The sequence below is a fragment of the Trichlorobacter thiogenes genome (genome assembly GCF_900167465.1).
GTDB classification, from domain to species: domain Bacteria; phylum Desulfobacterota; class Desulfuromonadia; order Geobacterales; family Pseudopelobacteraceae; genus Trichlorobacter; species Trichlorobacter thiogenes.
The window spans coordinates 454,272-477,538 of the sequence record NZ_FUWR01000001.1 but is presented as its reverse complement, the minus strand read 5'-3'; the positions used below and the strand labels follow the sequence as shown (position 1 = coordinate 477,538).

General features: G+C 53.8%; 31 protein-coding genes and 1 pseudogene. 29 read left to right on the top strand and 3 right to left on the bottom strand.

What is annotated here, in order from left to right; translation table 11 throughout:
* Positions 1 to 173: 173 nt before the first annotated feature.
* A pseudogene (locus B5D39_RS02295) lies at positions 174 to 1,501 on the top strand (alanine/glycine:cation symporter family protein).
* Between the two features lie 7 nt (positions 1,502 to 1,508).
* Here B5D39_RS02295 and B5D39_RS02290 read toward each other — a convergent pair.
* Positions 1,509 to 2,477 carry a GlxA family transcriptional regulator gene (locus tag B5D39_RS02290; protein WP_078788763.1) on the bottom strand — a complete coding sequence of 323 codons (969 nt, stop codon included), beginning with the start codon at positions 2,475 to 2,477 and terminating at the stop codon, positions 1,509 to 1,511.
* A 123-nt stretch (positions 2,478 to 2,600) separates the two neighbouring features.
* Between B5D39_RS02290 and B5D39_RS02285 the strand changes: the two genes are divergently transcribed.
* The 9 genes from B5D39_RS02285 (at position 2,601) to B5D39_RS02245 (ending at position 8,068) form a co-directional block, all read left to right on the top strand.
* Entirely contained in the window at positions 2,601 to 3,227 is a 627-nt protein-coding gene (locus tag B5D39_RS02285) for a cysteine hydrolase family protein (protein ID WP_078788762.1), read from the top strand.
* 2 nt (positions 3,228 to 3,229) lie between these two features.
* Positions 3,230 to 3,646, top strand: a complete 417-nt coding sequence (locus tag B5D39_RS02280; RefSeq protein WP_078788761.1) for a tautomerase family protein — start codon at positions 3,230 to 3,232, stop codon at positions 3,644 to 3,646.
* Complete coding sequence (locus B5D39_RS02275) at positions 3,643 to 4,542, top strand: MBL fold metallo-hydrolase (protein ID WP_244161327.1); 900 nt, start codon at positions 3,643 to 3,645, stop codon at positions 4,540 to 4,542. The genes B5D39_RS02280 and B5D39_RS02275 overlap by 4 nt, the downstream gene beginning before the upstream one ends.
* 24 nt (positions 4,543 to 4,566) lie before the next feature.
* Complete coding sequence (gene tsaA, locus B5D39_RS02270; RefSeq protein WP_078788759.1) at positions 4,567 to 5,022, top strand: tRNA (N6-threonylcarbamoyladenosine(37)-N6)-methyltransferase TrmO; 456 nt, start codon at positions 4,567 to 4,569, stop codon at positions 5,020 to 5,022.
* Positions 5,023 to 5,061: 39 nt separating this feature from the next.
* Positions 5,062 to 5,412 carry an MmcQ/YjbR family DNA-binding protein gene (locus tag B5D39_RS02265; protein WP_078788758.1) on the top strand — a complete coding sequence of 117 codons (351 nt, stop codon included), beginning with the start codon at positions 5,062 to 5,064 and terminating at the stop codon, positions 5,410 to 5,412.
* 129 nt (positions 5,413 to 5,541) lie between these two features.
* Positions 5,542 to 6,318, top strand: a complete 777-nt coding sequence (locus B5D39_RS02260) for a hypothetical protein (RefSeq protein ID WP_078788757.1) — start codon at positions 5,542 to 5,544, stop codon at positions 6,316 to 6,318.
* 32 nt (positions 6,319 to 6,350) lie between these two features.
* Positions 6,351 to 7,037 (top strand): DUF2461 domain-containing protein, encoded by a 687-nt coding sequence (locus B5D39_RS02255; RefSeq protein ID WP_078788756.1) that lies wholly within the window; start codon positions 6,351 to 6,353, stop codon positions 7,035 to 7,037.
* A gap of 43 nt (positions 7,038 to 7,080) precedes the next feature.
* On the top strand, positions 7,081 to 7,500 hold the full coding sequence (locus B5D39_RS02250; protein WP_078788755.1) for a DUF4288 domain-containing protein: 420 nt from the start codon (positions 7,081 to 7,083) through the stop codon (positions 7,498 to 7,500).
* A gap of 52 nt (positions 7,501 to 7,552) precedes the next feature.
* A complete protein-coding gene (locus B5D39_RS02245; RefSeq protein WP_139366644.1) occupies positions 7,553 to 8,068 on the top strand; it encodes a hypothetical protein in 516 nt (171 codons plus the stop codon).
* 353 nt (positions 8,069 to 8,421) lie between these two features.
* Here B5D39_RS02245 and B5D39_RS02240 read toward each other — a convergent pair whose 3' ends face one another.
* The gene (locus B5D39_RS02240; protein WP_244161326.1) at positions 8,422 to 8,700 is read right to left on the bottom strand and encodes a type II toxin-antitoxin system RelE/ParE family toxin; all 279 of its coding nucleotides are present in this window, start codon (positions 8,698 to 8,700) and stop codon (positions 8,422 to 8,424) included.
* A gap of 23 nt (positions 8,701 to 8,723) precedes the next feature.
* Entirely contained in the window at positions 8,724 to 8,966 is a 243-nt protein-coding gene (locus B5D39_RS02235; RefSeq protein ID WP_078788752.1) for a type II toxin-antitoxin system ParD family antitoxin, read from the bottom strand.
* 306 nt (positions 8,967 to 9,272) lie between these two features.
* Between B5D39_RS02235 and B5D39_RS02230 the strand changes: the two genes are divergently transcribed.
* The 19 genes from B5D39_RS02230 to B5D39_RS02145 all read left to right on the top strand — a co-directional run bounded on the left by B5D39_RS02230 (position 9,273) and on the right by B5D39_RS02145 (position 23,265).
* Positions 9,273 to 9,968, top strand: coding sequence for a hypothetical protein (locus tag B5D39_RS02230; RefSeq protein WP_078788751.1), 696 nt, complete (start codon positions 9,273 to 9,275; stop codon positions 9,966 to 9,968).
* Between the two features lie 178 nt (positions 9,969 to 10,146).
* Complete coding sequence (locus B5D39_RS16900; protein WP_153304300.1) at positions 10,147 to 10,323, top strand: hypothetical protein; 177 nt, start codon at positions 10,147 to 10,149, stop codon at positions 10,321 to 10,323.
* A gap of 181 nt (positions 10,324 to 10,504) precedes the next feature.
* On the top strand, positions 10,505 to 10,705 hold the full coding sequence (gene dmpI / locus B5D39_RS02225) for a 4-oxalocrotonate tautomerase DmpI (protein ID WP_078788750.1): 201 nt from the start codon (positions 10,505 to 10,507) through the stop codon (positions 10,703 to 10,705).
* 84 nt (positions 10,706 to 10,789) lie between these two features.
* Positions 10,790 to 11,164, top strand: a complete 375-nt coding sequence (locus B5D39_RS02220; RefSeq protein WP_078788749.1) for a winged helix-turn-helix transcriptional regulator — start codon at positions 10,790 to 10,792, stop codon at positions 11,162 to 11,164.
* Between the two features lie 222 nt (positions 11,165 to 11,386).
* Complete coding sequence (locus tag B5D39_RS02215; protein WP_078788748.1) at positions 11,387 to 11,629, top strand: type II toxin-antitoxin system Phd/YefM family antitoxin; 243 nt, start codon at positions 11,387 to 11,389, stop codon at positions 11,627 to 11,629.
* On the top strand, positions 11,623 to 11,889 hold the full coding sequence (locus B5D39_RS02210) for a Txe/YoeB family addiction module toxin (protein WP_078788747.1): 267 nt from the start codon (positions 11,623 to 11,625) through the stop codon (positions 11,887 to 11,889). The genes B5D39_RS02215 and B5D39_RS02210 overlap by 7 nt, the downstream gene beginning before the upstream one ends.
* A gap of 115 nt (positions 11,890 to 12,004) precedes the next feature.
* Positions 12,005 to 12,835 (top strand): sulfite exporter TauE/SafE family protein, encoded by an 831-nt coding sequence (locus B5D39_RS02205; RefSeq protein ID WP_078788746.1) that lies wholly within the window; start codon positions 12,005 to 12,007, stop codon positions 12,833 to 12,835.
* The gene (locus B5D39_RS02200; protein WP_078788745.1) at positions 12,832 to 13,155 is read left to right on the top strand and encodes a DUF1634 domain-containing protein; all 324 of its coding nucleotides are present in this window, start codon (positions 12,832 to 12,834) and stop codon (positions 13,153 to 13,155) included. The genes B5D39_RS02205 and B5D39_RS02200 overlap by 4 nt, the downstream gene beginning before the upstream one ends.
* 27 nt (positions 13,156 to 13,182) lie before the next feature.
* On the top strand, positions 13,183 to 13,890 hold the full coding sequence (locus B5D39_RS02195) for a hypothetical protein (protein WP_078788744.1): 708 nt from the start codon (positions 13,183 to 13,185) through the stop codon (positions 13,888 to 13,890).
* A 56-nt stretch (positions 13,891 to 13,946) separates the two neighbouring features.
* Entirely contained in the window at positions 13,947 to 14,393 is a 447-nt protein-coding gene (locus B5D39_RS02190; protein WP_078788743.1) for a GNAT family N-acetyltransferase, read from the top strand.
* Positions 14,394 to 14,500: 107 nt separating this feature from the next.
* Positions 14,501 to 14,890 (top strand): tautomerase family protein, encoded by a 390-nt coding sequence (locus B5D39_RS02185; RefSeq protein WP_078788742.1) that lies wholly within the window; start codon positions 14,501 to 14,503, stop codon positions 14,888 to 14,890.
* A 115-nt stretch (positions 14,891 to 15,005) separates the two neighbouring features.
* Positions 15,006 to 16,172 (top strand): phosphoribosylaminoimidazolecarboxamide formyltransferase, encoded by a 1,167-nt coding sequence (locus B5D39_RS02180; RefSeq protein ID WP_078788741.1) that lies wholly within the window; start codon positions 15,006 to 15,008, stop codon positions 16,170 to 16,172.
* Positions 16,173 to 16,230: 58 nt separating this feature from the next.
* Complete coding sequence (locus B5D39_RS02175; protein WP_078788740.1) at positions 16,231 to 17,451, top strand: MFS transporter; 1,221 nt, start codon at positions 16,231 to 16,233, stop codon at positions 17,449 to 17,451.
* Positions 17,452 to 17,586: 135 nt separating this feature from the next.
* Positions 17,587 to 18,258 carry a hypothetical protein gene (locus B5D39_RS02170; protein WP_078788739.1) on the top strand — a complete coding sequence of 224 codons (672 nt, stop codon included), beginning with the start codon at positions 17,587 to 17,589 and terminating at the stop codon, positions 18,256 to 18,258.
* A gap of 317 nt (positions 18,259 to 18,575) precedes the next feature.
* A complete protein-coding gene (locus B5D39_RS02165; RefSeq protein ID WP_078788738.1) occupies positions 18,576 to 19,751 on the top strand; it encodes an acetylornithine transaminase in 1,176 nt (391 codons plus the stop codon).
* Positions 19,752 to 19,797: 46 nt separating this feature from the next.
* Positions 19,798 to 20,400 carry a transglutaminase-like domain-containing protein gene (locus tag B5D39_RS02160; protein ID WP_078788737.1) on the top strand — a complete coding sequence of 201 codons (603 nt, stop codon included), beginning with the start codon at positions 19,798 to 19,800 and terminating at the stop codon, positions 20,398 to 20,400.
* Entirely contained in the window at positions 20,390 to 20,974 is a 585-nt protein-coding gene (locus tag B5D39_RS02155) for a DNA-3-methyladenine glycosylase I (protein ID WP_078788736.1), read from the top strand. The genes B5D39_RS02160 and B5D39_RS02155 overlap by 11 nt, the downstream gene beginning before the upstream one ends.
* A 102-nt stretch (positions 20,975 to 21,076) precedes the next feature.
* On the top strand, positions 21,077 to 22,030 hold the full coding sequence (locus B5D39_RS02150; protein ID WP_078788735.1) for an HD-GYP domain-containing protein: 954 nt from the start codon (positions 21,077 to 21,079) through the stop codon (positions 22,028 to 22,030).
* Positions 22,030 to 23,265, top strand: coding sequence for an MFS transporter (locus tag B5D39_RS02145; RefSeq protein ID WP_078788734.1), 1,236 nt, complete (start codon positions 22,030 to 22,032; stop codon positions 23,263 to 23,265). Before B5D39_RS02150 ends, B5D39_RS02145 begins: the two co-directional genes overlap by 1 nt.
* The last annotated feature ends 2 nt before the right edge of the window (positions 23,266 to 23,267 follow it).

Genomic DNA, 23,267 nt, shown 5'->3' with positions numbered 1-23,267 from the left:
CGATATCCATCCTGACACCTGTTTAATTCCGTAAAAATGCAGAAAATATTCTCCCTTATTCATCCAATACACCAATTTTTACCTGATTTTTTAAGTCATTTACGGTACCGTAGCGCCGCGCTGCAACCAGCCCGGCCAACAAGCGGGCAATCCACAACGCGCAGGGAGACCCGATGCAGACCATTGAAGCCCTGATAGCCACGTTGTCCAATTTTGTCTGGGGACCGCCGATATTGGCTCTGCTGGTTGGCACCGGACTGTATCTAACGGTTATCCTGCGTGGTGTCCAGTTTACCGCACTACCCCACGCCTTTCGGCTGATCTGGCACAAGGAGCATGCCGCTGACGGTGACATCAGCCACTTTGCAGCCTTGATGACAGCCCTGGCAGCAACGGTGGGAATCGGCAATATCGTTGGTGTGGCAACCGCCATATCGCTGGGGGGCCAGGGGCGGTGTTCTGGATGTGGATGACCGGCCTGGTGGGGATGGCAACAAAATACGCCGAAGCGGTGCTGGCGGTTAAATACCGCGAAAAAGGGCCCCACGGCATGCGGGGCGGTCCGATGTACTATCTGGCAAAAGGGGCCAACCTCCCCCGCTTGGGCTGGCTGTTTGCGGTCTTTACCGCCCTGGCCACCTTCGGCATCGGCAACATGACCCAGGCCAATGCCGTGGCCACCATCTTCAAATCCACCTTTAATGTAGAGACCTGGGTCACCGGCGTGGTGCTGATGCTGATGACCGGGCTGGTAATTCTGGGCGGGATCAAATCCATTGGCAAGGCCACCTCAATACTGGTGCCGTTCATGATCGTCGGCTATGTAGTCGGTGGACTGGTGGTACTGGCGCTGAGTCTGGACAAGATCCCCCATGCCCTGGGCCTGATTTTTCAGGGTGCCTTCAGCCCTGCAGCAGCAGGGGGCGGACTTGCCGGTTCCACCATTGCGGCTGCCATGCGTTTTGGTATTGCCCGAGGTGTGTTCTCCAACGAATCCGGTATGGGTTCAGCACCCATAGCCGCAGCTGCGGCCCGCACCCATGATCCAGTCAAGCAGGCTCTGGTCAGTATGACCCAGACCTTTATTGATACCCTGGTGGTCTGCAGCATGACCGCACTGGTCATTTTAACCGGCACTGCCTGGCTTGAAAAAGTGCCAGCAGGCCAGTTGACCAGCGTCAGCTTTGGCGCCGTACTGGGCCAGTCCGGCGTGATACTGGTAGCCATCGCAACTGCACTGTTTGCCGGTTCAACCCTGATCGGCTGGAACTACTACGGTGAAAAGGCGATTGAATATCTGCTGGGACCAAAATCCATCAAGCCGTACCGGGTGGTCTTTGTCTGTGTCGTGCTGGTGGGTTCGATGATGAAACTTGAGTTTGTCTGGAACTTCTCTGATCTGATGAACGGCATGATGATCATCCCCAACACCATTGGCCTGCTGATACTTTCAAAGGTCGTTAAGGAAGAGACCTATCGCTACTTTAAGTGGAAGCCCTGACATTTGGCTATTGTGTTGTACGACTCCCCCGAAACTCCCTGCGGTAGCGGGCTGGCGAGGTCTTGAGCACCTTGCTGAACTGCTGCCGCAGGGCTGCCTCTGAACCAAAGCCCGCCTCCTGTGCAATCAGATCAATCGGTTTTGCCGTGGTTTCCAACAGACGCTGAGCCAGTGCCAGGCGTTGGTTCAGCAGCCAGGCCCCCACCGTGCAACTGGCCACCTGACGGAAACGGCGGGTAAAGGTACGACGGCTCATCATGAACCGTTCCGCAAGGCTATCCAGTGAGTGTGACTGATCAAGGTTGAGCTGCAGCCATTCCAGATTTTGTCCAAAACGGTCCTCTGCCGCACTCCTGGTAACCGGCAGCTCAATGAACTGGGCCTGCCCCCCCTGGCGGTGGGGCGGCACCACCATCCGCCGGGCCACATGGGCGGCAGTTTCAGCACCATGCAAGCGGCGCAACAGATGCAGGCAGCAATCAATCCCCGCCGCCACCCCAGCCGACGTAACAATATCCCCATCATCCACATACAGCACATCCGGCTTCAGTGTTATCTGCGGATAGCGCTGCCTCAGATCCTCTGTCCAGCCCCAGTGGGTGGTTGCCGGGCGTCCATTCAATAACCCGGCTGCAGCCAGCACGTAGGTTCCCAAACATAATCCCACCACCAGCGCCCCCCGTTTATGGGCGGCCTGCAGGCAATCCAACAGCCGTTGCGGCGGCAACTCCTGTGGATCACGCCAACTGGGTACGATTACGATATCAGCCTGTTCTGCATCCTTCAGGGTATGCCGGGTCTGTATGGCAAAACCGGCGCTGCTCTGCATTGTGCGCTTTTCCGCAGAACAGACCAGCAGCTTGAAGCGTGGCCCATCCGGCCTGGTTGGGTCATCCCTGAACACGGTACAGGGCATGGCAAGCAGGAACGGGCTGATCTGGTCAAAGGCGATCACGGCAATGGTTTCGGCCTGCATAAAGGTCTCCCGGCTAAATATGGCCCGATAATAGCAAATTATGTCAATCAGGCCACTGGTTTTATGTGAGGTGTTGGCAGATACTCAAGCCATGATACACAGTTCACTTACAAGGAGTACCGCATGCAAACCACTATTCGCAGAGCCTTGATCGTGATTGACGTGCAGAACGACTACATTGGCGGTAACCTGCCGATCACCTGGCCGCCGGTGGAACAATCACTAGCCAATATTGGCCGGGCCATGGATGCAGCCAAGGCTGCCGGGATTCCGGTTGTGGCGGTGCAGAACATCCTGCCTGCATCGGCGCCATTCATGGCTGAAGGGACTACAGGTGCTGAGCTGCACCCGGTGGTGACTTCACGGGGATGGGACCATTATGTGCAAAAAGATATGCCGGTGGCTTTCTGCAAGACTGATCTGGAGGCCTGGCTCAAGGAACGCCAGATAACCACACTGGCCATTGTCGGTTACATAACCCACAACTGTGATCTCTCCACTGCCATTGCTGCCCTGCACCGGGGTTTTCAGGTGGAGTTCCTGTCCGACGCAAGCGGATCACTACCCTATGCAAACAAGGCTGGTAGCGCCACTGCCGAAGAGATTCACCGGGTAACGACGGTGGTGCTGCAGGCTCGCTTTGCAGCGGTGATGACCACTGAAGAATGGCTTCAGAGTATTGCCAGCGGAGCAGAACCAGAGCGGGACACCATCTTTGCCTCTCACCAACGTGCCATAAAAGGAGTTTGATCATGCCCTATCTCAACATCAAAGTTTCAGGAGAACCATCGCAGGCGATCTGTGAAGATGTAGCCAGGACACTGACCAGTCTTACGGCAGAGCTGTTGGGCAAGAAGCCGGAATTGACCGCCGTGGTTGTGGAATCAGTTCCGGTAGGCCGCTGGTTTATTGGTGGTGCCTCACTTGCCAGCAAAGATACCAGCAGCTTTTACCTTGAAATCAAGATCACCTGTGGTACCAATACGAAACAGCAAAAAGCGGAGTATATTCGTGCCATTTTTTCTGCAATGGAAGGGCTGTTGGGAAAACAGGACGAAGCCAGCTACATTGTCATCCATGAGGTCAACGCTGATGCGTGGGGCTATCAGGGGATGACGCAGGAATACCGCTTTATTGCCGCATCTAATTCTGTCGGAGGAAAACTATGAACATGAGACTGCTGCTGCCGCTTGTTGCCTTGCTGTTACTGACCACCCAGGCCGCCTTTGCTGACCTGATCAAGTTGTCTGACAACGTCTATTCATACTTGGGAGAGAAGGATGCCTCCCCTGCCCACAGTTTCGCTGCTAACGCCGGAATCGTAATCGGGCGGGACGGGGTGCTGGTGGTGGACACCCTGATCTCTGCCAAGGAAGGGGAGCGTTTTCTGGCTGATATCCGCAAGATCACCAAGAAGCCGATCAAGTATGTGGTCAACACCCACACCCACCTTGACCACGCCTTTGGCAACTGCGTCTTTGCAGAACTTGGTGCAATCATCATCTCCCACAGTGCGGATCAGATACTGTTGGCGAAGGTGGGAGCAGATACCTTGAAGAATGCTGGCAACTTCGGCCTGAAGCCGGAAGATATGGCTGGAACTGGAATTGTTTTGCCATCCTTGTACTTCAACGACCGGTTGACCATTGATCTGGGAGGCGAGACCGTGGAGTTGATACGGGTGGCTCCATCCCACACCGAGGGCAGCCTGGTAGTTTACCTGCCCAAACAGAAAATTATGTTCAGCGGAGACATCCTTTTTACCGACTTCCACCCCTTTCTGGCCGATGGTGACCTATCCGGCTGGGGCAAAACCATTGATAGCCTGTTGACCCTGGATGTTGAACGGATTATTCCCGGCCACGGCCCGCTTTCCACCAAGAAAGATCTGCAGGAGATGAAGGCGTATCTGATCACCTTTGATACAACGGCACGGGAGATGGCTGCCAAAGGGGCCACTACGGATGTCATTACTACGGAACTGTTGAAACAACTGCCAAAACGGACTCAGGCCGAGTGGATGGTTGGTCATAACGTGAAGGCACGCTATTCGGGTAAAAAGTAGTCAGTGTTTCAGAAAGGCGAGACCATGCACGCCATCGGCACGATCTATACACCGTATCTCACCAAGCAGGACTGCCCGATCCAACCACAGTATGCTACCAACGCCGCAGGCCGGGTAGAGCTGTTAGCGCAGTATGCCGAGGGGTTGAAAGATATTGAGACCTTCTCCCATATCTATCTGCTCTACCTGTTTGACCGCTCAGGTGAGATCATACTGGCCCGGCCTACCTTTTTGGATGAGACCCCGCACGGCATTTACGCATCCCGGCACCCGTGCAGGCCAAACAACATCGGGCTTTCCATTGTCAGGCTGCTCGGTAGAGATGGTTCAGCGCTTATGGTTGAAGGTGTTGATATGCTGAATGAGACACCGCTTTTGGACATCAAGCCGTACATTCCCCAATACGATGCCATTCCAGATGCAAACCCGGGCTGGACAGCCCAGGTTCCGTGGCGTCAAAAACCGGAAGGCCGGGAATAGACCCGGCGCTGTACATCGCACAAGGAGGTTTACAGGCATATGGACTACAAAGCGTTGGAAGGCCTGCTGCTGGGCAAAAAAGGGGCGGTGCTGGAGTATCCCTTTGGCCCTGATGCGGCGGTGTTCAAGGTGGCAGGCAAGATGTTTGCGCTGGTGGCCTGGCAGGAAGAGCCGCTGCGGATCACCCTGAAATCTGATCCAGGGGAGGCGGATGAACTGCGCCGTATCTTCAGTGCCATCCAGCCGGGCTACTACATGAACAAGAACCACTGGAACACGGTGACGCTGGATGGATCAGTGCCGCAGGAGCTGCTGCTGACCATGATTGAGGCATCCTACCGGCTGGTGGTTAAGGGATTGCGCAAGGCAGAACGGGAGGCGCTGGGCTAACGGCTCCTGATTGAACGAAAAAATGATGTCAGCTATTGTCAGCAGCCTGATACCAGAGTACAAATAGGTGGTCGAAAATAGCACCGGGGAAGCTGTCTGAATTCTGCTGATGAGGAGTAACGATCACCCATGCATCCATCAGACGCAGTAAAGATTTTGTTTGGCGAAGCCACTGATCTGCGGCGGGTTACCGCTGCCGAAGTAAAATCGGCATTCCGGCGCCGGGTACGCATATTTCACCCGGATTCTTCCCAGAGCGTGGCGCAACACTGCGGTGAGGCGGTCAGTTCCCTGGTGTCGGCACGGGATATCCTGATTGAACACCTTGAGTCAGCCCAGAAAAAGGCTACCGGACCAACAACAGCTAAATCTTCAAACCCCTTCAGCAGCTATGCCCGGCCAACGATTGTCAAGCCGGTGCGTCCGGTTGTGGAGAAACTGCAAAAAAAAGAACACGAGCGGTACTACAGCGGCGTCTTCCCCACCTACAAGCTTAAATTCGGCCAATTTCTGTATTTTGCCGCTGAAATCTCCTGGCAGGATCTGGTGCGCGGCATGCGCTGGCAGCGTGACCAGCGCCCACCCTACGGCGAAATTGCCAAGGCCTGGGGCTGGTTGACGGATAAGGATATCCAGATTGTCCGCGCCGCCACCGATATTCCCGGCGTGTTTGGTGAAAAGGCGGTTGCTCTGGGCATGTTGTCTCCAAAACAGGCTGCCTTTCTGGTCAGGCACCAGCACCACAGCCAGCCACGGCTGGGCGAGTACTTTGTTAAAGAAAAAATTCTGCTACCCGGCGAAGTCACCCAGCATCTGAAGGTAATGCAGCGCCACAACAGCAGTATTGAACGTGGTACCGGTCCGGTGCCTCCCTTTAAGCCAGCCGGATATGTCCGGCATTTCTGACCGGTCCGTGCAGAACCTGTCTGGAGGTTTGGATGGCTGACCGGTTTAACGGATTTTCACCGCTGGCACCGGGATTTTTCGAGCAGCTGGCGGTCAATAACAACAAGGCCTGGTTTGAAGCCCATCGCGACGAGTATCAGAAACTACTGCTGGCCCCCCTCAAGCTGCTGGTCTGTGAACTGGCTGACAGCATGCTGGCCCTTGATCCCGATCTAATCACTATCCCGGCAGTGGACAAGACCATCTCCCGCATCTACCGCGACACCCGCTTTTCCCATAACAAATCGCCCTACAAGACCTGCCTCTGGATCACCTTCAAACGTTACAGCCCCGACTGGAAGACCGCCCCCTGTTTCTTCTTTGAGATCACCGCCGACAGCTACCGCTACGGCATGGGCTTTTACAGTGCCTCACGGCAGACCATGGACAACCTGCGCCGCCTGATCGAGACCAAGCCGGCCCGCTTCCGCGCAACCGTGGCCTGGCTTGCCCAACAGGATGCCTTTGCCCTGGAAGGCGACTGCTACAAGCGCCCCCTGAACCCGACCCTGCCGGATGACCTGCAGAGCTGGCACTGCCGCAAGAACATTTACCTGGTCTGCAACCGTGAGCTTGACGGTCGGCTCTTCAGCCAGGCTATCGGTGATGATCTGGCCGCAGGCTTCCGGCAGTTGCAACCGCTGTATGAACTGTTCTGGCAGATGGTACAGCAGGGGTGATGACATCGCTTGGTCCGGTCAATAGTGAGTTAAGGCAATTAAAATGACAGAGAAAATACCACACCGAAATCACTCACCATACGGATGGTGGATAGCCTCATACATTGAGCGTCCTGTCTGGGATGATGATCCGAACCCTTCCCCGAATAGCAGGACTGACGCCTGGGAAAACACTATAATTCTTAAAGCCCCAGACCGAGACGCCGCATATGAGAAGGTATTGCAGCTCGCACAGAGTTCCTCGACCTTTCAAGATGAAAAAGGCAAAAGGACAGGACATTGGGTCGTAGACGGCTTGACGAGTCTTCTTCCAATCTATGGTGAGCTCGAGGATGGAACTGAGATTCTTTGGGAAGAATACAAAAACAGAACTGTCAGAAAAATCCGGTCATGGGTTAGGGAAAAGCACGAACTGGAGGTGTTTGACGACACCCCAGCAATTGGGGACAGTAATGAGCCTTAACCATCGGGTAGTGCGGTGCCCCCTCGCACACCCTCAGCCCGTTAAGAGAATTATGTACTACAAAGTAATCGAAAAATTTGGGCCGGAAGATGGCGAAAGATGGAGTGACTATCTCAAATGGAGAGGGCTCCACCTAACCAGATTTGAGTCGGTGGACGGAGTTATGAGAGGTGACCTCTTTGAGCCGAAATCCAACGAGGACTGGCAGAACTGCGTTCAGGAAGACTTCAAGATCTCACTGATCACAAATTTTGAATATGCAAAAAAAGTTCAAAAACAGTATGAAAATGCGGAAATAGTTGGGATCGATTTCCCAGAAGAAATTTGCTATGAAGCGAGCCCAGAATTGCTAGGGTTTGATCTGCTTGACTCGCATTTAGATATTTCAATGCTTACAAATTGGGGAACTGATGAAGAAGGGATTTTTTCTCATCTGATTATGGAAAATGGATTATTGTGCGATTTGGCAGAAGCATTCAGAATTAGAGACATCCTACGCACGCAATTCCCAGAAGATCACCATGCCCAAGAGTGTCAAGTTTGCGCAATATATAGAATTAGCTCTTAATCAGGTGGCGGGCCATAGGCACTGGTGAGTCTCCACGTCGTTATCTACAAAGACTGAGAAAATGAAAATAGTCATCATAAGACATGGCAAACCTTCTATGCCTGCTTCAGGAAGGCTGAAAGCATCTGAGATGCATGCCTGGATCGAATCCTACAACCTGGCTGGCGTAGATCGAAAAGAGCTCCCGCCAACCGGTGCCCTTGAAAAGGCTGACCAATGCAATGCGTTAGTTTGCAGCGATTTAAAGCGGTCGATTGAGTCGGGGGAGATGTTAAAGGCAGGGCATGTTTGTATTTCAAACAAAACAAAGGTGACAGATTTATTTATAGGAATAATTAGGGATACTTCCCGTATTATCGCTCAGAAAGTCGCGTTTCAATGTCCATATGCCCGTGCAGAACACGGACAATCTCGATCATGTCGGCACAAGTTTGGCGGTAAAAGATTACATGACTACCCGCATTAAATTTCCGATAGCCAATTCGAATATCACTGCAATCCTTTCCTTTTAGCGGGTTGGCGGCCAACTGATGAAATGAAACATCAAGCATTTGCAGGTACAAGTTGCGCTGTTCGCGCCCCCATCGGTTTTGTGTGAACGTGGCAATTTCTTTCATATCTGCCTTTGCCATGTTTGTGAGGGTAAAAGCGGGCATCAGTTAAAACCTTCACCGTCAAGCTCTGCGAGTAAGCTCTTGAGCGAGTAATCAGCAGTGCCGCTTTCCTCACCCTCAACAAGCGCACGGCGTAGCAGGGACAGCTTGGTCTCCCGTTCTTCCAAAAGTCGTAGACCGGCACGGATTGTCTCACTTGCAGAACCAAAACGGCCTTGGACAACCTGCTGGGAAATGAAATTTTCGTAGTGTTTGCCAAGGGTAACACTGGTGTTTTTTTGCATGAGATCACCTCCATTGATGCTGATACACTTTTACCTTATAATATTTATTGGTATTGGTAAAGGGCCAGCGGTTCTACCAAACCGTTGAGCAGGATGTAGACCTGAAAACGGCAGTTACTCACGCGGAGCCGAGAGGCTCGCGGATATAATCAAGCAATTTGTACTGCAAGATGGCGTAACCAGCTGATTTCACTCTTCTCGCCTCCGTGACTCCGCGTGAAACTGATTTCTCTAGTGTAGATACCTGGTCCGCCTTGAGGCGCCTCCAGTATCCGCAGCAATCCGATAGAAACAGCAGGAGAGAATATGTTCTATTCAAAAATCTCGCTTGTTTTCATGCTTTGCTTGATTTTAGGGGCATCAGGCAGTTTAGCGGCAGCTGAAAGTAAGTTTCTTGTGCAGCCGATTGATGCCGGAGATAAAACCAAACTCCAACGGATTTTCAAGCCGCTCGAATCAAAATGGGTCCCCCAGCAAGAGCTTTCAAAGTATCCGGGACTTTATTGGCAAGATGACCTGCAAAAGCAGTCTTTCAGGATAGCCTCTGAACAAAAGGGGCTGGAAGACGTCTATTTCGTTCCTGTCCAGGCCGATTATGAACAGGGTACAAAGGCGGCCAGGACCTGGTCTCAATCCGTTTCTTTCTTGATCATCGACCGGAAGAATGGGGAAATCCGGCCTCTGCCAACTCATCCGGCAATGGAATGGTCCTTTGATCATATCGAATCGGTTGCCTTTCGCGATGTCCAGGGAAATGGCCAACGAGCCATCGTCATAGACGTAGCGGCCATTACAGGTATCGGACCGACCGGTACGGAGCCGTTCGATGTTTTCGCCGTATATCTGCCTGCGGCAGACGGTTCCTGGACACTCGACGAAAAGCTTCAGCAACTGATAGACAGACAGTTATATAAAAAATGCAACGCGAGCAGCTGCCGGACTCTGGGAGCTGTCTTGAAGGTTTCAAAAGATTATTTCAGGGATAAAAAAGTCAAGAGGTAGCATCAGGAAGCTGCAGGGGAAAGAGGAAGTGAGGCAATTGGTGTCAAAACTACACAATTTACAAAAAGAGAGAAATCAACGGCGGGAACACCCAATTCCCAACCAGTCAGGCTGAAAATGCCTCATCACAGCCAATGCAAATTTAAAATGCCACTTTAAATTTGCATTGAAATCGCGCATGCGGACCGGAAACGGACTGGAGGTGGATCTGCTGATTGAACCATCAGCCGGGCAGATGGTTCCCGTAGAGATTAAACTGACCAAAACCCGGACGCCACAGCAGGCCCGCACGCTTACCAGCTTCCGCGAGCTGTTTGCAGAGCTTGGCCCGGCACCGGGCTGCTGCTGTCGCTGAGCGACACTACCCGACCGCTGAATCGAGAGGTTACGGCGGTTACGCTGGATGATTATTTTAGGCGGCTACCAGAGCTACTGGAAACGTGCAAGGCCGCATCGTGATATAAACTCTTGCTTCGTTTTTAGTAGCATGCTATTAAATGTGTAGCGCGCTACTAAAAAATGACAAGGAGATTATCATGCCGGTTATTAACATTGAGATGCACAGCGTAGATACTGAAACCAAGCAGGCTTTGATCAAAAACTTGACAAAGACCGCTGTAGACGTCACAAATATCCCCGCTGAGAAGTTCATTGTTTTCATTAACGAACTTGACAGCACCAACATCGGAATTGGAGGCCTGACGCTCGCCGAAATCAAAGCGGCTCAGGCTCGTTAATTCACACCAGACACTGATTTCGTTGTCCGCGGCAGCCGAATCAGTGTCTGTTCATCTACAACCCCAAGGAGATAATCGCTTCCGATGTCCATTCCAAGCCCCGGAAACAAGGTACGTGGTTCTCTCTCCGGTACGCCGATCAACGCCCTGTTTGACCTCTTGGGCCGTCGCTGGGCGCTTGGTATTCTCTGGAACCTGGAAAAAGGCCCCTGTACATTCCGCAACCTGCAGGAACTTTGCGGTGATATCTCCCCTTCCATCCTGAATAGCCGCATCAAAGATCTGCGTGAGGCCGATCTGGTGGAAAAGACCCTTGATGGTTACGTACTGACGCCGCGAGGCAATGAACTGCGCACCATCATCTTGCCGCTGGGAAAATGGTCTGCAGTATGGTCAAAAGAGGTCTTTGACTACAACAGGCCAGGCCTGCTTGAAAAGATGGAACAAACTGATCCCTAGCAATCTTTTGAGCTAAGAAACTCAAGAACAACCCTCTCTTGACACAACAGAAAAGTCCCCGTCTTACTACCTCTGGCTATCTATTCCAAGCAAAGACAATGATAGTCACCTTTTCCAACCGGTTAATAGCGAATTAGAACCAAGATATTCCGCATGACGCAAACTTGACTTTAGCCACACCATATCGTACGATTATACGTACGACAAATGGAGGTTACCCCAATGACAACAGTAACAGCCACTGCAGCAAGAAAGAGTCTCTACAACCTTGTAGACGATGTCGCCCTGTCCCACGATCCAATACAAATAGTTGGCAAACGTCATTCAGCGGTTCTTGTCTCAGAAGATGATTGGCGTGCAATCCAGGAAACTCTTTTCTTAACTTCCATTCCTGGCATGCGCGAATCCATCCAGAAGGGCCTTAGTGCTCCAATCGAAGAATGCAGCGAGGAGCTGGCATGGTAGGCTGGAAGCTTGTTTACACGAAGCAGGCTCAAAAAGATGCGCAAAAGCTTTTACGCTCAAATCTCAAATCACACGCTGAAAAGATCCTTGAAATCCTGAAAGAGAACCCTTTTCAGAACCCTCCGCCCTATGAAAAGCTTGTAGGCGACCTGTCCGGTGCCTATTCAAGGCGAATCAATATTCAACATCGAATCGTTTACCAAGTATTGGACGACATCAAGACCGTTAAGGTTCTCAGAATGTGGACGCACTATGAGTAAAACCAGCTCTGACATTACACAACCAGAAGAGTGTAGTTAACCCGTTTGTCTGCCTGCTATTGAACAGGAAAAGAAACACTGATGCCACCACCCGAATCTGGGGCAGAGGAGCTGCATGCTTGTACAGACGCTTGAAATATTTCTGATTGCCATTACCGCCGGGGTGTTCGGTTCCATGCTGGGGCTGGGGGGTGGCATTATCATTGTGCCGGTCCTGACGCTGCTGTTCGGGGTTCCGATGCGGACAGCAGTTGCCGCCTCAACGGTCTCGATCATCGCCACCTCCACCGGCGCGGCAGTGGCCTTTCTGCAGGATCGCCTGACCAACACCCGCGTTGCCATCTGGCTAGAGATGGGGACCGCCACCGGCGCACTTACCGGCGCACTGATTGCTGGCTACCTTAACCAGCGTTTTCTGTACATCCTGTTTGGGCTGCTGTTGGCCTATTCTGGCTACAACATGTTCAAGACCTGCAAAAATGAACTGCCGGAAGGGGTGGTGCCGGACCGGCTCTCCCAAAAACTGCAACTGCAGGGCTCCTACACTGACCGCCAATTAGGGGAAAGGATCGACTATCAGGTAACCGGCACCATTCCAGGGCTGATCGTCATGTACTTTTCTGGCATTGCAGCTGGTCTGCTGGGGATTGGAGCCGGCATCTTCAAGGTTCCGGCCATGGATCAGATCATGCGGATACCGTTTAAGGCCTCCACCGCCACCTCAAACTTTATGATCGGCGTGACTGCCGCCTCCGGCGCGGTGGTCTACTTTGCCCGTGGCGATGTCAAGCCGATGATCACCGGGCCGGTGGTGCTGGGAGTCTTGCTGGGGGCGATCCTGGGTGCCAAGCTGATGGTCAGGCTCAAATCATCCACCATCCGCAAGCTGTTTATTCCGATCATCATCTACACCGCCTTTGAAATGATCTACCGGGGGCTGAAATGACACCACACAAGCCGGATAGCACCACCACTTCAGCCCATGAACCGATTGAACTGAGCCTGGCCCGGCTGCTGCGGATCGGCTCGTTTATTGCCGCTGTACTGATTGCAGCCGGTATCGGCGTTATGCTGCTGGGCAACGAGGCGGTTGCCACCCGCCTGATTACTGCCGGTCTGCTGGCGCTGCTGGCCACACCGATCATGCGGGTGATTACCGCAGGCCTGATCTTTGTGCGGGAAAAGGACTGGCGCTTTGCCTGCTTCTGCCTGGTGGTGATCTGTGCCCTGGCCGCCGGTATTCTGCTGGGACAAGGACACGGTTAATCCCCTCTACACAGAAAAGGACCACCTATGTATTTTCAGATCCGCTTTATGACTATCCTGCTGCTGTTGTCTGTGGCTTCCCTGGCATCGGCTGCCACTCCTGACGAGCTGTCCACGGCGGTAACCAGCAACTACCGGATCACCATTCCCGGATTTTTTGGTGATTTCAAGGCGATTGGCAATGTGCTGACCCCACGCCGGGCAGGGTTAGGGGTAAACCGGCCCAGCAAGATGTTTAAACCAAACCTGGTAAAAAACCGGCAACTGGTCATGGCCGGTGGTGGTGACTTATCCCTTGGCGATGTTCACAACGCCACGCTGAAGCCGGGTGAACGACTCTATCTGTACGGCGTTAGCACCGGCGACAACTACCTGCAGCTCGATCTGTACACCGTTGCCACCTATAGTGTGCCCGGCATGCGGGGGCCGCAGGCACTGCAGGCATCTGTCCGTTTCCAGTATGAGGGTGGGCTGGCCGGTCTGACCACCAATCAACTGCTTGATGACATTAATGAGTGGTTTGATACGGAAGAAGAGACCCGGCCTGCCACAAAACCGCGCAAGGCTGTCAACCCAACCCGTACCATCAAACTTGGCCAGACCTTGGCGGAAGTGACTACAACCTTTGGAGCCCCGCAAAAGCAGATCCTGCTGGGGACAAAGACCATCTTTCTCTACTGTGATGCTGATCTGAAGGTGATCTTTGTGGATGGCAAGGTTGTTGATGCCGAGTAAGAACCAGACCGCACCAGTTGCAGAAAACCACGCAACCATCCCAAAAGAGGATTGCCATGAGCACCATCACTATTGCCACATGTGACGACATCCCGCGTCTGACCGAGCTTCTAACGATCCTGTTCTCTCAGGAAGCTGACTTTACGCCTGATCCGTCACGGCAGGCCGAAGGATTGCGACGTATTATTGAAAATCCCGCTGTGGGTCATATTCTGGTGCTTCGGGACAGTGCGACCATCACCGGCATGGTCAACCTGCTCTATACTGTCAGTACGGCCCTGGGCGAGCAGGTGGCTATCCTGGAAGATATGGTGGTTGATCCTGCCCAACGCGGCAGCGGCAGTGGATCAGCCCTTTTAAACGGAGCCATTGCATTTGCAAAGCAACAGGGATGCCGACGTATCACCCTGCTCACGGATCGGGTCAACAGCGGTGCCATCAAATTTTATGAACGCCATGGCTTCCGGTTGTCGGAGATGGTACCGTTGCGGCTAAGTCTGTAACCAGGGTATTGAAAAGCTGTTCCAGAGCCCCGCTACAACGTTGCGCGCTGATAATAACCTGCTCTGTGCCCTGTCCACAGGTATTCTCGAACGGATGAAAACTGACAATGGCCCAGATCAAAATCTATGGACTGCGTACCACAATTGAACACCATCGCACGCTACTCTCTAAGGCACTTCATAACGCTGCGGTTGCTGCGTTAAATCTCCCTCCAGACAAAAAATTTCAGCGTTTTATTCAGCTGGAGCCGGACGACTTTATATTTCCGGCAGACCGCAGCAGTAACTACATTATCATTGAGATTTCACTGTTTGCAGGGCGCTCCATTGAGGTCAAGAAAGCCCTGATCAGGATGATCTTCAAAAATATTGAGCAGACCTGCGGCATCGTAGCGCAGGACATTGAGATAACCCTCGTTGAGACCCCCAAAGAAAACTGGGGCATTCGCGGCATGTGCGGTGATGAGTTGACGCTTACCTACAAGGTAGAGCTGTAGCTGCCGGAACAGGCCCACGTCATTCCGCTTCTAAATACTACCGCAATTCATGTTGCAGATATTGTAACAGCATGCTTAAACGGTTAAATCAGAACCCGATTGAAAGGATGCACGAATGAACATTGAACTCAAGTATGGCTGTAACCCCCACCAGGTCCCTGCCAGCATCGTGGTGCCGGAGAACTCCGGCTTTAAGGTCTTAAACGGCACTCCCAGCTACATCAATATTCTTGATGCCCTTGGTGCCTGGCAACTTGCCCGTGAACTGAAAATTGCCACCGGTAAGCCGGGTGCTGCCTCGTTCAAGCATACCAGTCCGGCAGGGGCTGCCATTAGCGGACCGCTTTCCGAGACCTACTGCGCCTCGCAGTTCCTTACCGTGGGTGAGCTGTCGCCGGTTGCCAATGCCTATATCAGGGCCAGGGGCGGCGACCGGATGTGTTCTTTTGGTGATGTGGCTGCGGTCAGTGACGTGGTGGATGTCTCGTTGGCCAAGGTACTGAAGACAGAGGTGTCTGATCTGATCATCGCCCCTGGTTTTGAACCGGAAGCACTGGAGATCCTGAAAGCCAAAAAGGGTGGCTCGTACCTGATCTTCCAGATTGATCCTTCCTATGAGGCTGAAGGGATCGAATCCCGTGAGCTGTTCGGCTTTGGTCTGCGCCAGCAGCGCAATACAGCAAAGATCTCCGCTGAACTGTTCCAGCAGGCCGTGACCACCGGCAAGCCGCTGACACCTGAGGTGCTGGAGACGTTGATCGTTGCCACGATTGCCCTGAAATATACGCAATCCAACTCGGTCTGTCTTGCCCTGGAAGGTCAGGTAATCGGCATGGGGGCTGGCCAGCAATCCCGCGTCCACTGCACCCGGCTGGCCTGTGACAAGGCAGAAAAATGGCTGCTGCAACAGCATCCCAAGGTATTGGGGCTGGCCTTTAAAGATGGTCTTAAAAAACCTGAAAAGGCCAATATCGTGGATCAGTTTCTGCTCTGGGATCAGCTTTCCGAGCCTGAGCGTGCCCAGATGCTCTCCGGTCTGACTCAGGCGCCTGAACCGGTCACCAGCCAGGAGCGGATGGCATGGATGCAGCAGTTCCAGGGGATCTGCCTCTCTTCTGACGCCTATATCCCGTTCCGAGACAACATTGACCGGGCAAACCGCAGTAATGTGCAGTTTGTGGCCCATGCAGGCAGCTCCCTGCGTGACGAAGAAGTAACCGAGGCAGCACAACAGTACGGCATGACCATGCTCCATACCGGCGTGCGGTTGTTCCTGCACTAACTACTATCCGGGAAGCGGAGCAGGCCGCAGCAGCCTGCTCCGCACAATCCCGACTTTTATGACTCCTGCTCACACACCTGAAAATCCGCACTCCAAACCACTGGTCCTGTTCCTGTTTGGCCGGATGTCCTCTTCAATCGCCTTTCAGATGCTGGGGGTGGCGGTGGGCTGGCAGATGTACGCCATTACCGGCAGCGCCTGGTACCTGGGCCTGGTGGGGCTGGCCCAGTTTCTGCCGATGGTACTGCTGACCCTGCTGGCAGGCCAGATTGCTGACCGCTATGACCGCCGCACCATTGCCCGCACCTGCCAGTTTATTGAGGCGTTGGCAGCTGTAGCGCTGGCAGTTGGCGGGTACTACAACCTGCTTGGCAAAGAGGTACTGCTGGCCATCATGGTTATCATCGGCAGCGCACGGGCCTTTGAATACCCCACCATGCATGCCCTGGTGCCGCGTCTGGTACCGCGTGAACAGCTGCCCCGCGCCCTGGCTCTGTCTGCCTCGGCCAACCAGACCGCCACCATTGTGGGCCCGGCAGTGGGCGGCATCCTTTATGCTGCCGGGGTGACCACGGTCTACAGCACCATTGGCCTGCTGTTTCTGGCAGCCTGTATCCTGATCTCCTGCATCCAACCCGCATCAGAAAGCACCAGGCCGGAAGCCGTTACAGACCGTTCCCTGTTTGCCGGTATCTCCTTTATCAAACAGCACCCGGTAGTGCTGGGGGCCATCTCGCTTGATCTGTTTGCCGTGCTGCTGGGTGGCGCCACCGCGCTCTTACCGATCTATGCCCGCGATATCCTGATCACCGGCCCCTGGGGCTTGGGGCTGTTACGCTCGGCACCGGCCATCGGCGCCCTGGCTATGTCGCTCTGGCTGGCCCGCAGGCCGCTGAAACGCCGTGTGGGACGCACCATGTTCCGCTCTGTTGCCCTGTTTGGTGTTGCCACCCTTGTGTTTGCGGTTTCTCAGGAGTTCTGGCTTTCGATGGCTGCGCTGGTGGTGCTGGGGGCAGCGGATGTGATCAGCGTGGTGATCCGTTCTTCCCTGGTGCAGATAGAAACCCCGGATGAGATGCGCGGCCGGGTCAGTGCGGTTAATTCTCTGTTTATCGGCACCTCCAACCAACTGGGGGAATTTGAATCCGGCGCTACGGCGGCCCTGTTTGGCACGGTACCATCGGTACTGATCGGCGGTATCGGCACCCTGCTGGTGGTGGGGCTCTGGATACGACTGTTTCCACAACTGGCGCAGGTTGATCGGTTGGATAAAAGGTAAGAAAAGTAGCGAGTGGTTGCAACAGCGGGATATTGGGCTATAGTTGGATAAATGTTCCGTTTGAGGGCATCAACGGTTCACGTGCGCATAAGAGTGAACCGGCCAATACTGAATAGGCTGAAAAAAGGATGAATCATGAATACTGCAATTTTTGAGGGACAACTTCAGACAATAATAAATGAATTTAATTCACTAAAACAGCAATCCCAACATGACGATTTGAGTGATTTACCCAAGGACACTCGGCAGGCGCTCATTACCCGCACAATTGCGGCAATCAATCGCATCACTGGAAACGAATCAACATACGCAAAAGAAGTTACTCGTTTGCTTGAATCCATGCAAAGCCTGCATCTACACACGACATCCATTATTGGCGTTGCAAAAGCTCTTCTGGAGGACTTAAAATCTGGCTATACACGTTCACTTGTTGAAATTGTGCATAGCGACATTTTTGCTGACTTTTTGGAAATGGCCTTGCATTTGTGTGATTCCGGCTACAAAGACGCTGCAGCAGTTATTGCAGGATCAACTTTGGAGAGTCACCTTCGAGAATTATGCCATAAAGCTGGAGTTGAAGTTGAGACAACAAAATCTAATGGTGATGTAGCCCCGAAGAAGGCCGAAAGCATGAATACTGATCTAGTTGCAGTAGGCACATATACGAAGCTCGATCAAAAAAGCGTAACGGCATGGCTTGACCTTAGAAATAAGGCAGCACATGGAAAATATGAGGAATACAAGCAAGAGCAAGTAATTATAATGATTTCTGGCATTCGAGATTTTATCACAAGAAATCCTGCATAATTCTATATGCTTAACCAGATGACGGCACACAGACGCTGACGCATTACTGCACCCCTCAGCCGTTAGTTAACAGAAAAAGGAAAGTGCCCCTCTCTACCCTGAAAATAATTGACAAGCCCGCAAATTTTCAGGCAAGCTCCTCACCATGATCCGACGTAAATTCTTCATAGCGCAAGCAGGTGTCACCATGCACGGTGCAATGGAGTAAGGTACGTTCAATTTAGAATCATCACAACCAATTACCCCAAGCCCGTCTCCCATGGAGGCGGGCTTTTTTATTTTCCCCTCCGCAGACGGCGTACCAAGGAGGAGGAACCATGTCCAAAAGCAGCGCATTTGATTCGTTAATGACCATTACCAAGCGGCCACCGATTGTGATGGTGGAGGGCCAGGGCTCATGGCTGACAGACAGCAGCGGCAAGCGTTACCTTGATTTTATCCAGGGCTGGGCAGTCAACAGCCTGGGACATGCGCCAACCGTGATCAGCCAAGCCATCAGCAACCAAGCAGCCCGGCTGATCAGCCCCAGTCCGGCTTTTTACAACCAGCAGGCCATTCGTCTGGCTGATCTGCTGACCACAAACAGTTGCTTTGGACGGGGCTTCTTCGCCAACAGCGGGGCAGAGGCCAATGAAGGGGCTATCAAACTGGCGCGTAAGTGGGGCAGCCTGCACAAGCAGGGGGCCTATGAGATCATTACCATGATCAACGGCTTCCATGGCCGTACCCTGGCAACCATGTCTGCCTCGGGCAAACCGCACTGGCAGGGGCTGTTTGAACCCAAGGTGCCCGGTTTTGTCAAAGTAGCACTGAATGATCTGGATGCGGTGCGGGCGGCCATTACTGAACGCACCGTGGCGATCATGCTGGAGCCGATCCAGGGTGAGGCCGGAGTGATTCCAGCCAGCCAGGCATTTTTGCGGGGTTTACGGCAGCTGGCTGACGACCATCAACTGCTGCTGATCTTTGATGAGGTGCAGACCGGCATGGGGCGGCTCGGTTCTCTGTTTGCCTATCAGCAGGCCGGGATAGAGCCGGATATCATGACCCTGGGCAAGGGGATCGGCGGCGGAGTGCCCCTGGCTGCCCTGCTGGCCAAAGAGGCGGTCTGTTGTTTTGATGCGGGTGATCAGGGGGGCACCTACAACGGTAATCCGCTGATGGCTGCGGTTGGCTGCGCTGTGCTGGAAACCATGCTGCAGCCAGGCTTTCTGGAACAGGTCTGTGACAGGGGGGCGCAACTGGCAGAGGGATTGCGGAGGCTCTCCATCAAGTATGGACTGGGTGAGGTGCGGGGCAGCGGGCTGCTGCTGGCACTTGAGCTGCCAGCAGGCAACGGAGACACCATTGCCGAGGTGGCCCGTGAGCAGGGTCTGTTGGTCAACGCGGCTCGGCCTGATACCCTGCGCTTCATGCCGGCCCTGAATGTAACGAAGGATGAGGTGGCGCTCTGCCTGAGCCTGTTGGATCAGATTTTTGCACAATCAGTATGACCGGCAATCAGTTGCAGGTATACTGATCAGACGGAGGACACAGCCCATGCAACAGTATCTCCAAGCATCCGAGATCATCAACTGGCAGCACCCTGCTGTGCTGGCCAAGGCCAGGGAGCTGGCTGCAGGATTAAACGACAAGACCGAAATTGCCCGGCGCTGTTTCGAGTTTGTGAGGGACCAAATCAGGCATAGCTGGGATTACCGCCAGAACCCGGTTACCTGCACTGCCTCGGATGTGCTGGAGCAGGGAACCGGTTACTGCTATGCCAAGAGCCATCTGCTGGCAGCGCTGCTGCGGGCCAATGGTATCGCGGCCGGATTGTGCTACCAGCGCCTGTCGGCTGGTGACAGTGGTCCGCCCTATTGCCTGCATGGTCTGAATGCGGTCTGGCTGGAAGGCTACGGCTGGTACCGGATTGATCCACGGGGTAACAAGCCGGGGGTGGATGCCCAATTCTGTCCACCAATGGAACGGCTGGCCTTTCAACTGCATGTGCCGGATGAGGTTGACCTGCCGGAGATCTGGCCTGAGCCGCTAGCGGTGGTGGTGCAGGTACTGACCGCCTGTGCTACAGTGGAAGAGGTCTACAACAATCTGCCGGATATTGAGGTACTGCCAAAAATCAGGAGTAGATATGAGACATAACGACCACCCAATCCGCTGCGCCTGGGTCAGTGATGACCAGCTCTATCGCGACTACCACGACCGCGAGTGGGGCGTACCTGTCCACGATGACCGTCTGCTGTTTGAGTTCCTGACCCTTGAAGGGGCGCAGGCCGGCCTATCCTGGATTACGGTGCTGCGTAAGCGCGAGTCCTACCGTGCTGCTTTTGAGAACTTTGATCCGGCTCTGGTGGCTTGTTTTGACGAGGCAAAACAGGTGGAACTGCTGGCGAACCCAGGTATTATCCGTAACCGCCTTAAGGTGGCCTCAACCATCACCAATGCCCAGGCCTTTTTGCAGGTGCAGGAACAGTTCGGTTCCTTTGATGCCTATCTGTGGCGTTTTGTGGATGGCAGGCCGATCCAGAATGCCTGGCGCAGTATCAAAGAGATACCGGCCAGTACGCCGGTGTCCGACGCCCTCAGTCGCGACCTGAAAAAACGCGGCTTTCGCTTTGTAGGCAGCACCATCTGCTATGCCATGATGCAGGCCGTAGGGATGGTAAATGACCACACGGTTGATTGTTTCCGCTGGCAGGAGCTACAAAACAAATAACCTGAACCAGCCATATTTTTCATTACAACCGCTCTGTTTCAGGTAAAATGATACCTGCCTAGTCGCGCTGAGTGTATCCCAAGCATCCCTGGAGCAGCTCCCATGGTTGATCAAAAATACCGTCCGGTACATGTCGCCTGTATCAATCCTGACAAATTTCCGCAGGTTGCCCTCTACATGCAAAGCGGCACCAATCTGGTGCTGTATAAGCCGGCAGATCGCCCTATCAGCAAGGCTGACCTGCAGCGCTTGAACAACAATCAGGTAGAGCAGCTGTATGTTGGTTCTGGAAGCATCCGGGAAGTTTGCGATTTTCTTGAGGATAGTATTTCAGACATCCTAGCAGACAGTGACATCTCTGGACCGGTCAAGGGGCAGCTGCTTTCCCAGGTGGCCATGAACTATGTGATGGATGTCTTTGAGATGCCGGACAAGCTCTCAAACCTGGATCGTTGTCGGAATCTGGTCCGCCAGTTGCTGCAGTATATTGCCGGCAATCCGAATCCGCTGGATGCCTTGCACTCCATTGTTAGCCATGATTTTTATACCTTTGCCCATAGCGTGCATGTTGCCTCACTTTCACTGCTGGTGCATGCCGAGGTATTTGGGCTGACAGCCGATGAGCTTGAGGATGTGGGGATTGGCGGCATCCTGCATGATGTGGGAATGATCTTCGTGCCCAGCGGCATCCTTGAAAAGACCGATATTCTAACCAATTTTGAATACAACCTGATCAAAAAACATGCGGAGCGGGGGTACGAATGCCTGCGTGATTTGGGGGGCTTCAGCGAGATCACCCTGGCAGCGGTCCGCTACCACCATGAACGAAATAACGGCGAAGGCTATCCCTTCCAGCTGGCAGGTGACGAGATCCCCCGTACTGCCCAGGTGACTGCAATCTGCGATGTGTTCAGCGCCCTGACCTCAAACCGGGCCTACAAGAAAGCAATGACAAAGGACGAGGCACTGGCATTGATGGAGAGTGTTGGCAAGGATGTCTTCAGCCCCCGCCTGCTGGAAAAATTCAAGGCCGTTGTCTTGCCTGAAGAATCTTAATGTCACCATCCTTTACGACACTACGCTGGCGCCTGTTTTTTACCCTGGCCCTGATCTACATCCTGGTCTATTTCTACCGGGTTTCACTGGCCGTGGTGTCGGCTGATGTCAGCCGTGATCTGGCCCTGACACCGGAACAGTTGGGCAGTCTGGCTGGCATCCTGTTTTACGTCTATGCCGTGGCCCAAATTCCGTTGGGGCCGCTGATTGACCGGGTTGGGCCCCGTCTGGTGATCTCCGGCTGTGGCCTGTTAACCACCCTGGGAGGGCTGCTGTTTTCCCAGGCTGGTTCTCTGGCAACCGCCATGGCTGGCCGGGTATTAATCGGCATCGGCACCGCCGCGGTGTTGATGGCCACTTTCACCATCTTCAGCCACTGGTACACCAGGCAGGAGTTCGGCAAGGCATCCGGTCTGATGGTGGCTGCCGGTAACCTGGGCAATCTGGCCGGAACCGCTCCGCTGGCCTTTGCCGTAGGCTACATGGGATGGCGTTCATCATTCCTGATAATTGCCCTGCTGCAGGGCCTGGTAACCGTGCTGATCTTTCTGAAGGTACAGGACCGCCCAACCTATCCGCCTGGAACAGCTCCCCCTGAACATCAGGAAAAACCGGGCATGCTGGCAGCCTGGGGAATCATCGCCCGTGACCGCTCTTTCTGGCTGCTGGCTGCCATCGCCTTTTGCTGGTACGGCAACTATCTGGCGGTGCAGGGGCTATGGGGCGGGCCGTTTTTGATGCATCTGATCGGCCTGACTCGGGAAGGGGCAGGCAAGATGCTGATGTGGACCTCGGTCGGCTTTATCATCGGTTCCATGCTGACTGACCGGATCGCGCAGAGAATCTTTCGCTCCTACAGCCGTACCCTGCTGGTCGGCCAGCTCTGTCTTGCTGCGCTCATGTCCGGTTTTCTGGGCTGGCTGACACTGCTACCACTCTGGGCGCTGCCAATCTATTTTCTGGGCATCGGCCTGACGGTCTCAACCGGCGTGATGATCTATCCGATCATCCGGGCCATGGTGCCGGTCAGCATGGTGGGGACCGGCCTGACCTCGCTGAATTTCTTTGTGCTGCTGGGGGCGGCTGTTGCCCAGCAGGGGATGGGTGTGGTGATTGCCCATTACGGCGGTTACACGCCGGAGGGATTTCGGGCAGCCTTCAGCCTTCCGGTGGCAGGCCTGCTGCTGACCAGCCTGCTGTTTCTGTTTGCCCGCAACTGCCCTGCCGGGGAATAAGA

Excerpts from the sequence above, each read along its gene's own strand:
- B5D39_RS02290 (WP_078788763.1), bottom strand. The coding sequence starts at position 2,477 with ATGCAGGCCGAAACCATTGCCGTGATCGCCTTTGACCAGATCAGCCCG.
- B5D39_RS02285 (WP_078788762.1), top strand. The coding sequence starts at position 2,601 with ATGCAAACCACTATTCGCAGAGCCTTGATCGTGATTGACGTGCAGAAC.
- B5D39_RS02280 (WP_078788761.1), top strand. The coding sequence starts at position 3,230 with ATGCCCTATCTCAACATCAAAGTTTCAGGAGAACCATCGCAGGCGATC.
- B5D39_RS02275 (WP_244161327.1), top strand. The coding sequence starts at position 3,643 with ATGAACATGAGACTGCTGCTGCCGCTTGTTGCCTTGCTGTTACTGACC.
- tsaA (WP_078788759.1), top strand. The coding sequence starts at position 4,567 with ATGCACGCCATCGGCACGATCTATACACCGTATCTCACCAAGCAGGAC.
- B5D39_RS02265 (WP_078788758.1), top strand. The coding sequence starts at position 5,062 with ATGGACTACAAAGCGTTGGAAGGCCTGCTGCTGGGCAAAAAAGGGGCG.
- B5D39_RS02260 (WP_078788757.1), top strand. The coding sequence starts at position 5,542 with ATGCATCCATCAGACGCAGTAAAGATTTTGTTTGGCGAAGCCACTGAT.
- B5D39_RS02255 (WP_078788756.1), top strand. The coding sequence starts at position 6,351 with ATGGCTGACCGGTTTAACGGATTTTCACCGCTGGCACCGGGATTTTTC.
- B5D39_RS02250 (WP_078788755.1), top strand. The coding sequence starts at position 7,081 with ATGACAGAGAAAATACCACACCGAAATCACTCACCATACGGATGGTGG.
- B5D39_RS02245 (WP_139366644.1), top strand. The coding sequence starts at position 7,553 with ATGTACTACAAAGTAATCGAAAAATTTGGGCCGGAAGATGGCGAAAGA.
- B5D39_RS02240 (WP_244161326.1), bottom strand. The coding sequence starts at position 8,700 with ATGGCAAAGGCAGATATGAAAGAAATTGCCACGTTCACACAAAACCGA.
- B5D39_RS02235 (WP_078788752.1), bottom strand. The coding sequence starts at position 8,966 with ATGCAAAAAAACACCAGTGTTACCCTTGGCAAACACTACGAAAATTTC.
- B5D39_RS02230 (WP_078788751.1), top strand. The coding sequence starts at position 9,273 with ATGTTCTATTCAAAAATCTCGCTTGTTTTCATGCTTTGCTTGATTTTA.
- B5D39_RS16900 (WP_153304300.1), top strand. The coding sequence starts at position 10,147 with ATGCGGACCGGAAACGGACTGGAGGTGGATCTGCTGATTGAACCATCA.
- dmpI (WP_078788750.1), top strand. The coding sequence starts at position 10,505 with ATGCCGGTTATTAACATTGAGATGCACAGCGTAGATACTGAAACCAAG.
- B5D39_RS02220 (WP_078788749.1), top strand. The coding sequence starts at position 10,790 with ATGTCCATTCCAAGCCCCGGAAACAAGGTACGTGGTTCTCTCTCCGGT.
- B5D39_RS02215 (WP_078788748.1), top strand. The coding sequence starts at position 11,387 with ATGACAACAGTAACAGCCACTGCAGCAAGAAAGAGTCTCTACAACCTT.
- B5D39_RS02210 (WP_078788747.1), top strand. The coding sequence starts at position 11,623 with ATGGTAGGCTGGAAGCTTGTTTACACGAAGCAGGCTCAAAAAGATGCG.
- B5D39_RS02205 (WP_078788746.1), top strand. The coding sequence starts at position 12,005 with ATGCTTGTACAGACGCTTGAAATATTTCTGATTGCCATTACCGCCGGG.
- B5D39_RS02200 (WP_078788745.1), top strand. The coding sequence starts at position 12,832 with ATGACACCACACAAGCCGGATAGCACCACCACTTCAGCCCATGAACCG.
- B5D39_RS02195 (WP_078788744.1), top strand. The coding sequence starts at position 13,183 with ATGTATTTTCAGATCCGCTTTATGACTATCCTGCTGCTGTTGTCTGTG.
- B5D39_RS02190 (WP_078788743.1), top strand. The coding sequence starts at position 13,947 with ATGAGCACCATCACTATTGCCACATGTGACGACATCCCGCGTCTGACC.
- B5D39_RS02185 (WP_078788742.1), top strand. The coding sequence starts at position 14,501 with ATGGCCCAGATCAAAATCTATGGACTGCGTACCACAATTGAACACCAT.
- B5D39_RS02180 (WP_078788741.1), top strand. The coding sequence starts at position 15,006 with ATGAACATTGAACTCAAGTATGGCTGTAACCCCCACCAGGTCCCTGCC.
- B5D39_RS02175 (WP_078788740.1), top strand. The coding sequence starts at position 16,231 with ATGACTCCTGCTCACACACCTGAAAATCCGCACTCCAAACCACTGGTC.
- B5D39_RS02170 (WP_078788739.1), top strand. The coding sequence starts at position 17,587 with ATGAATACTGCAATTTTTGAGGGACAACTTCAGACAATAATAAATGAA.
- B5D39_RS02165 (WP_078788738.1), top strand. The coding sequence starts at position 18,576 with ATGTCCAAAAGCAGCGCATTTGATTCGTTAATGACCATTACCAAGCGG.
- B5D39_RS02160 (WP_078788737.1), top strand. The coding sequence starts at position 19,798 with ATGCAACAGTATCTCCAAGCATCCGAGATCATCAACTGGCAGCACCCT.
- B5D39_RS02155 (WP_078788736.1), top strand. The coding sequence starts at position 20,390 with ATGAGACATAACGACCACCCAATCCGCTGCGCCTGGGTCAGTGATGAC.
- B5D39_RS02150 (WP_078788735.1), top strand. The coding sequence starts at position 21,077 with ATGGTTGATCAAAAATACCGTCCGGTACATGTCGCCTGTATCAATCCT.
- B5D39_RS02145 (WP_078788734.1), top strand. The coding sequence starts at position 22,030 with ATGTCACCATCCTTTACGACACTACGCTGGCGCCTGTTTTTTACCCTG.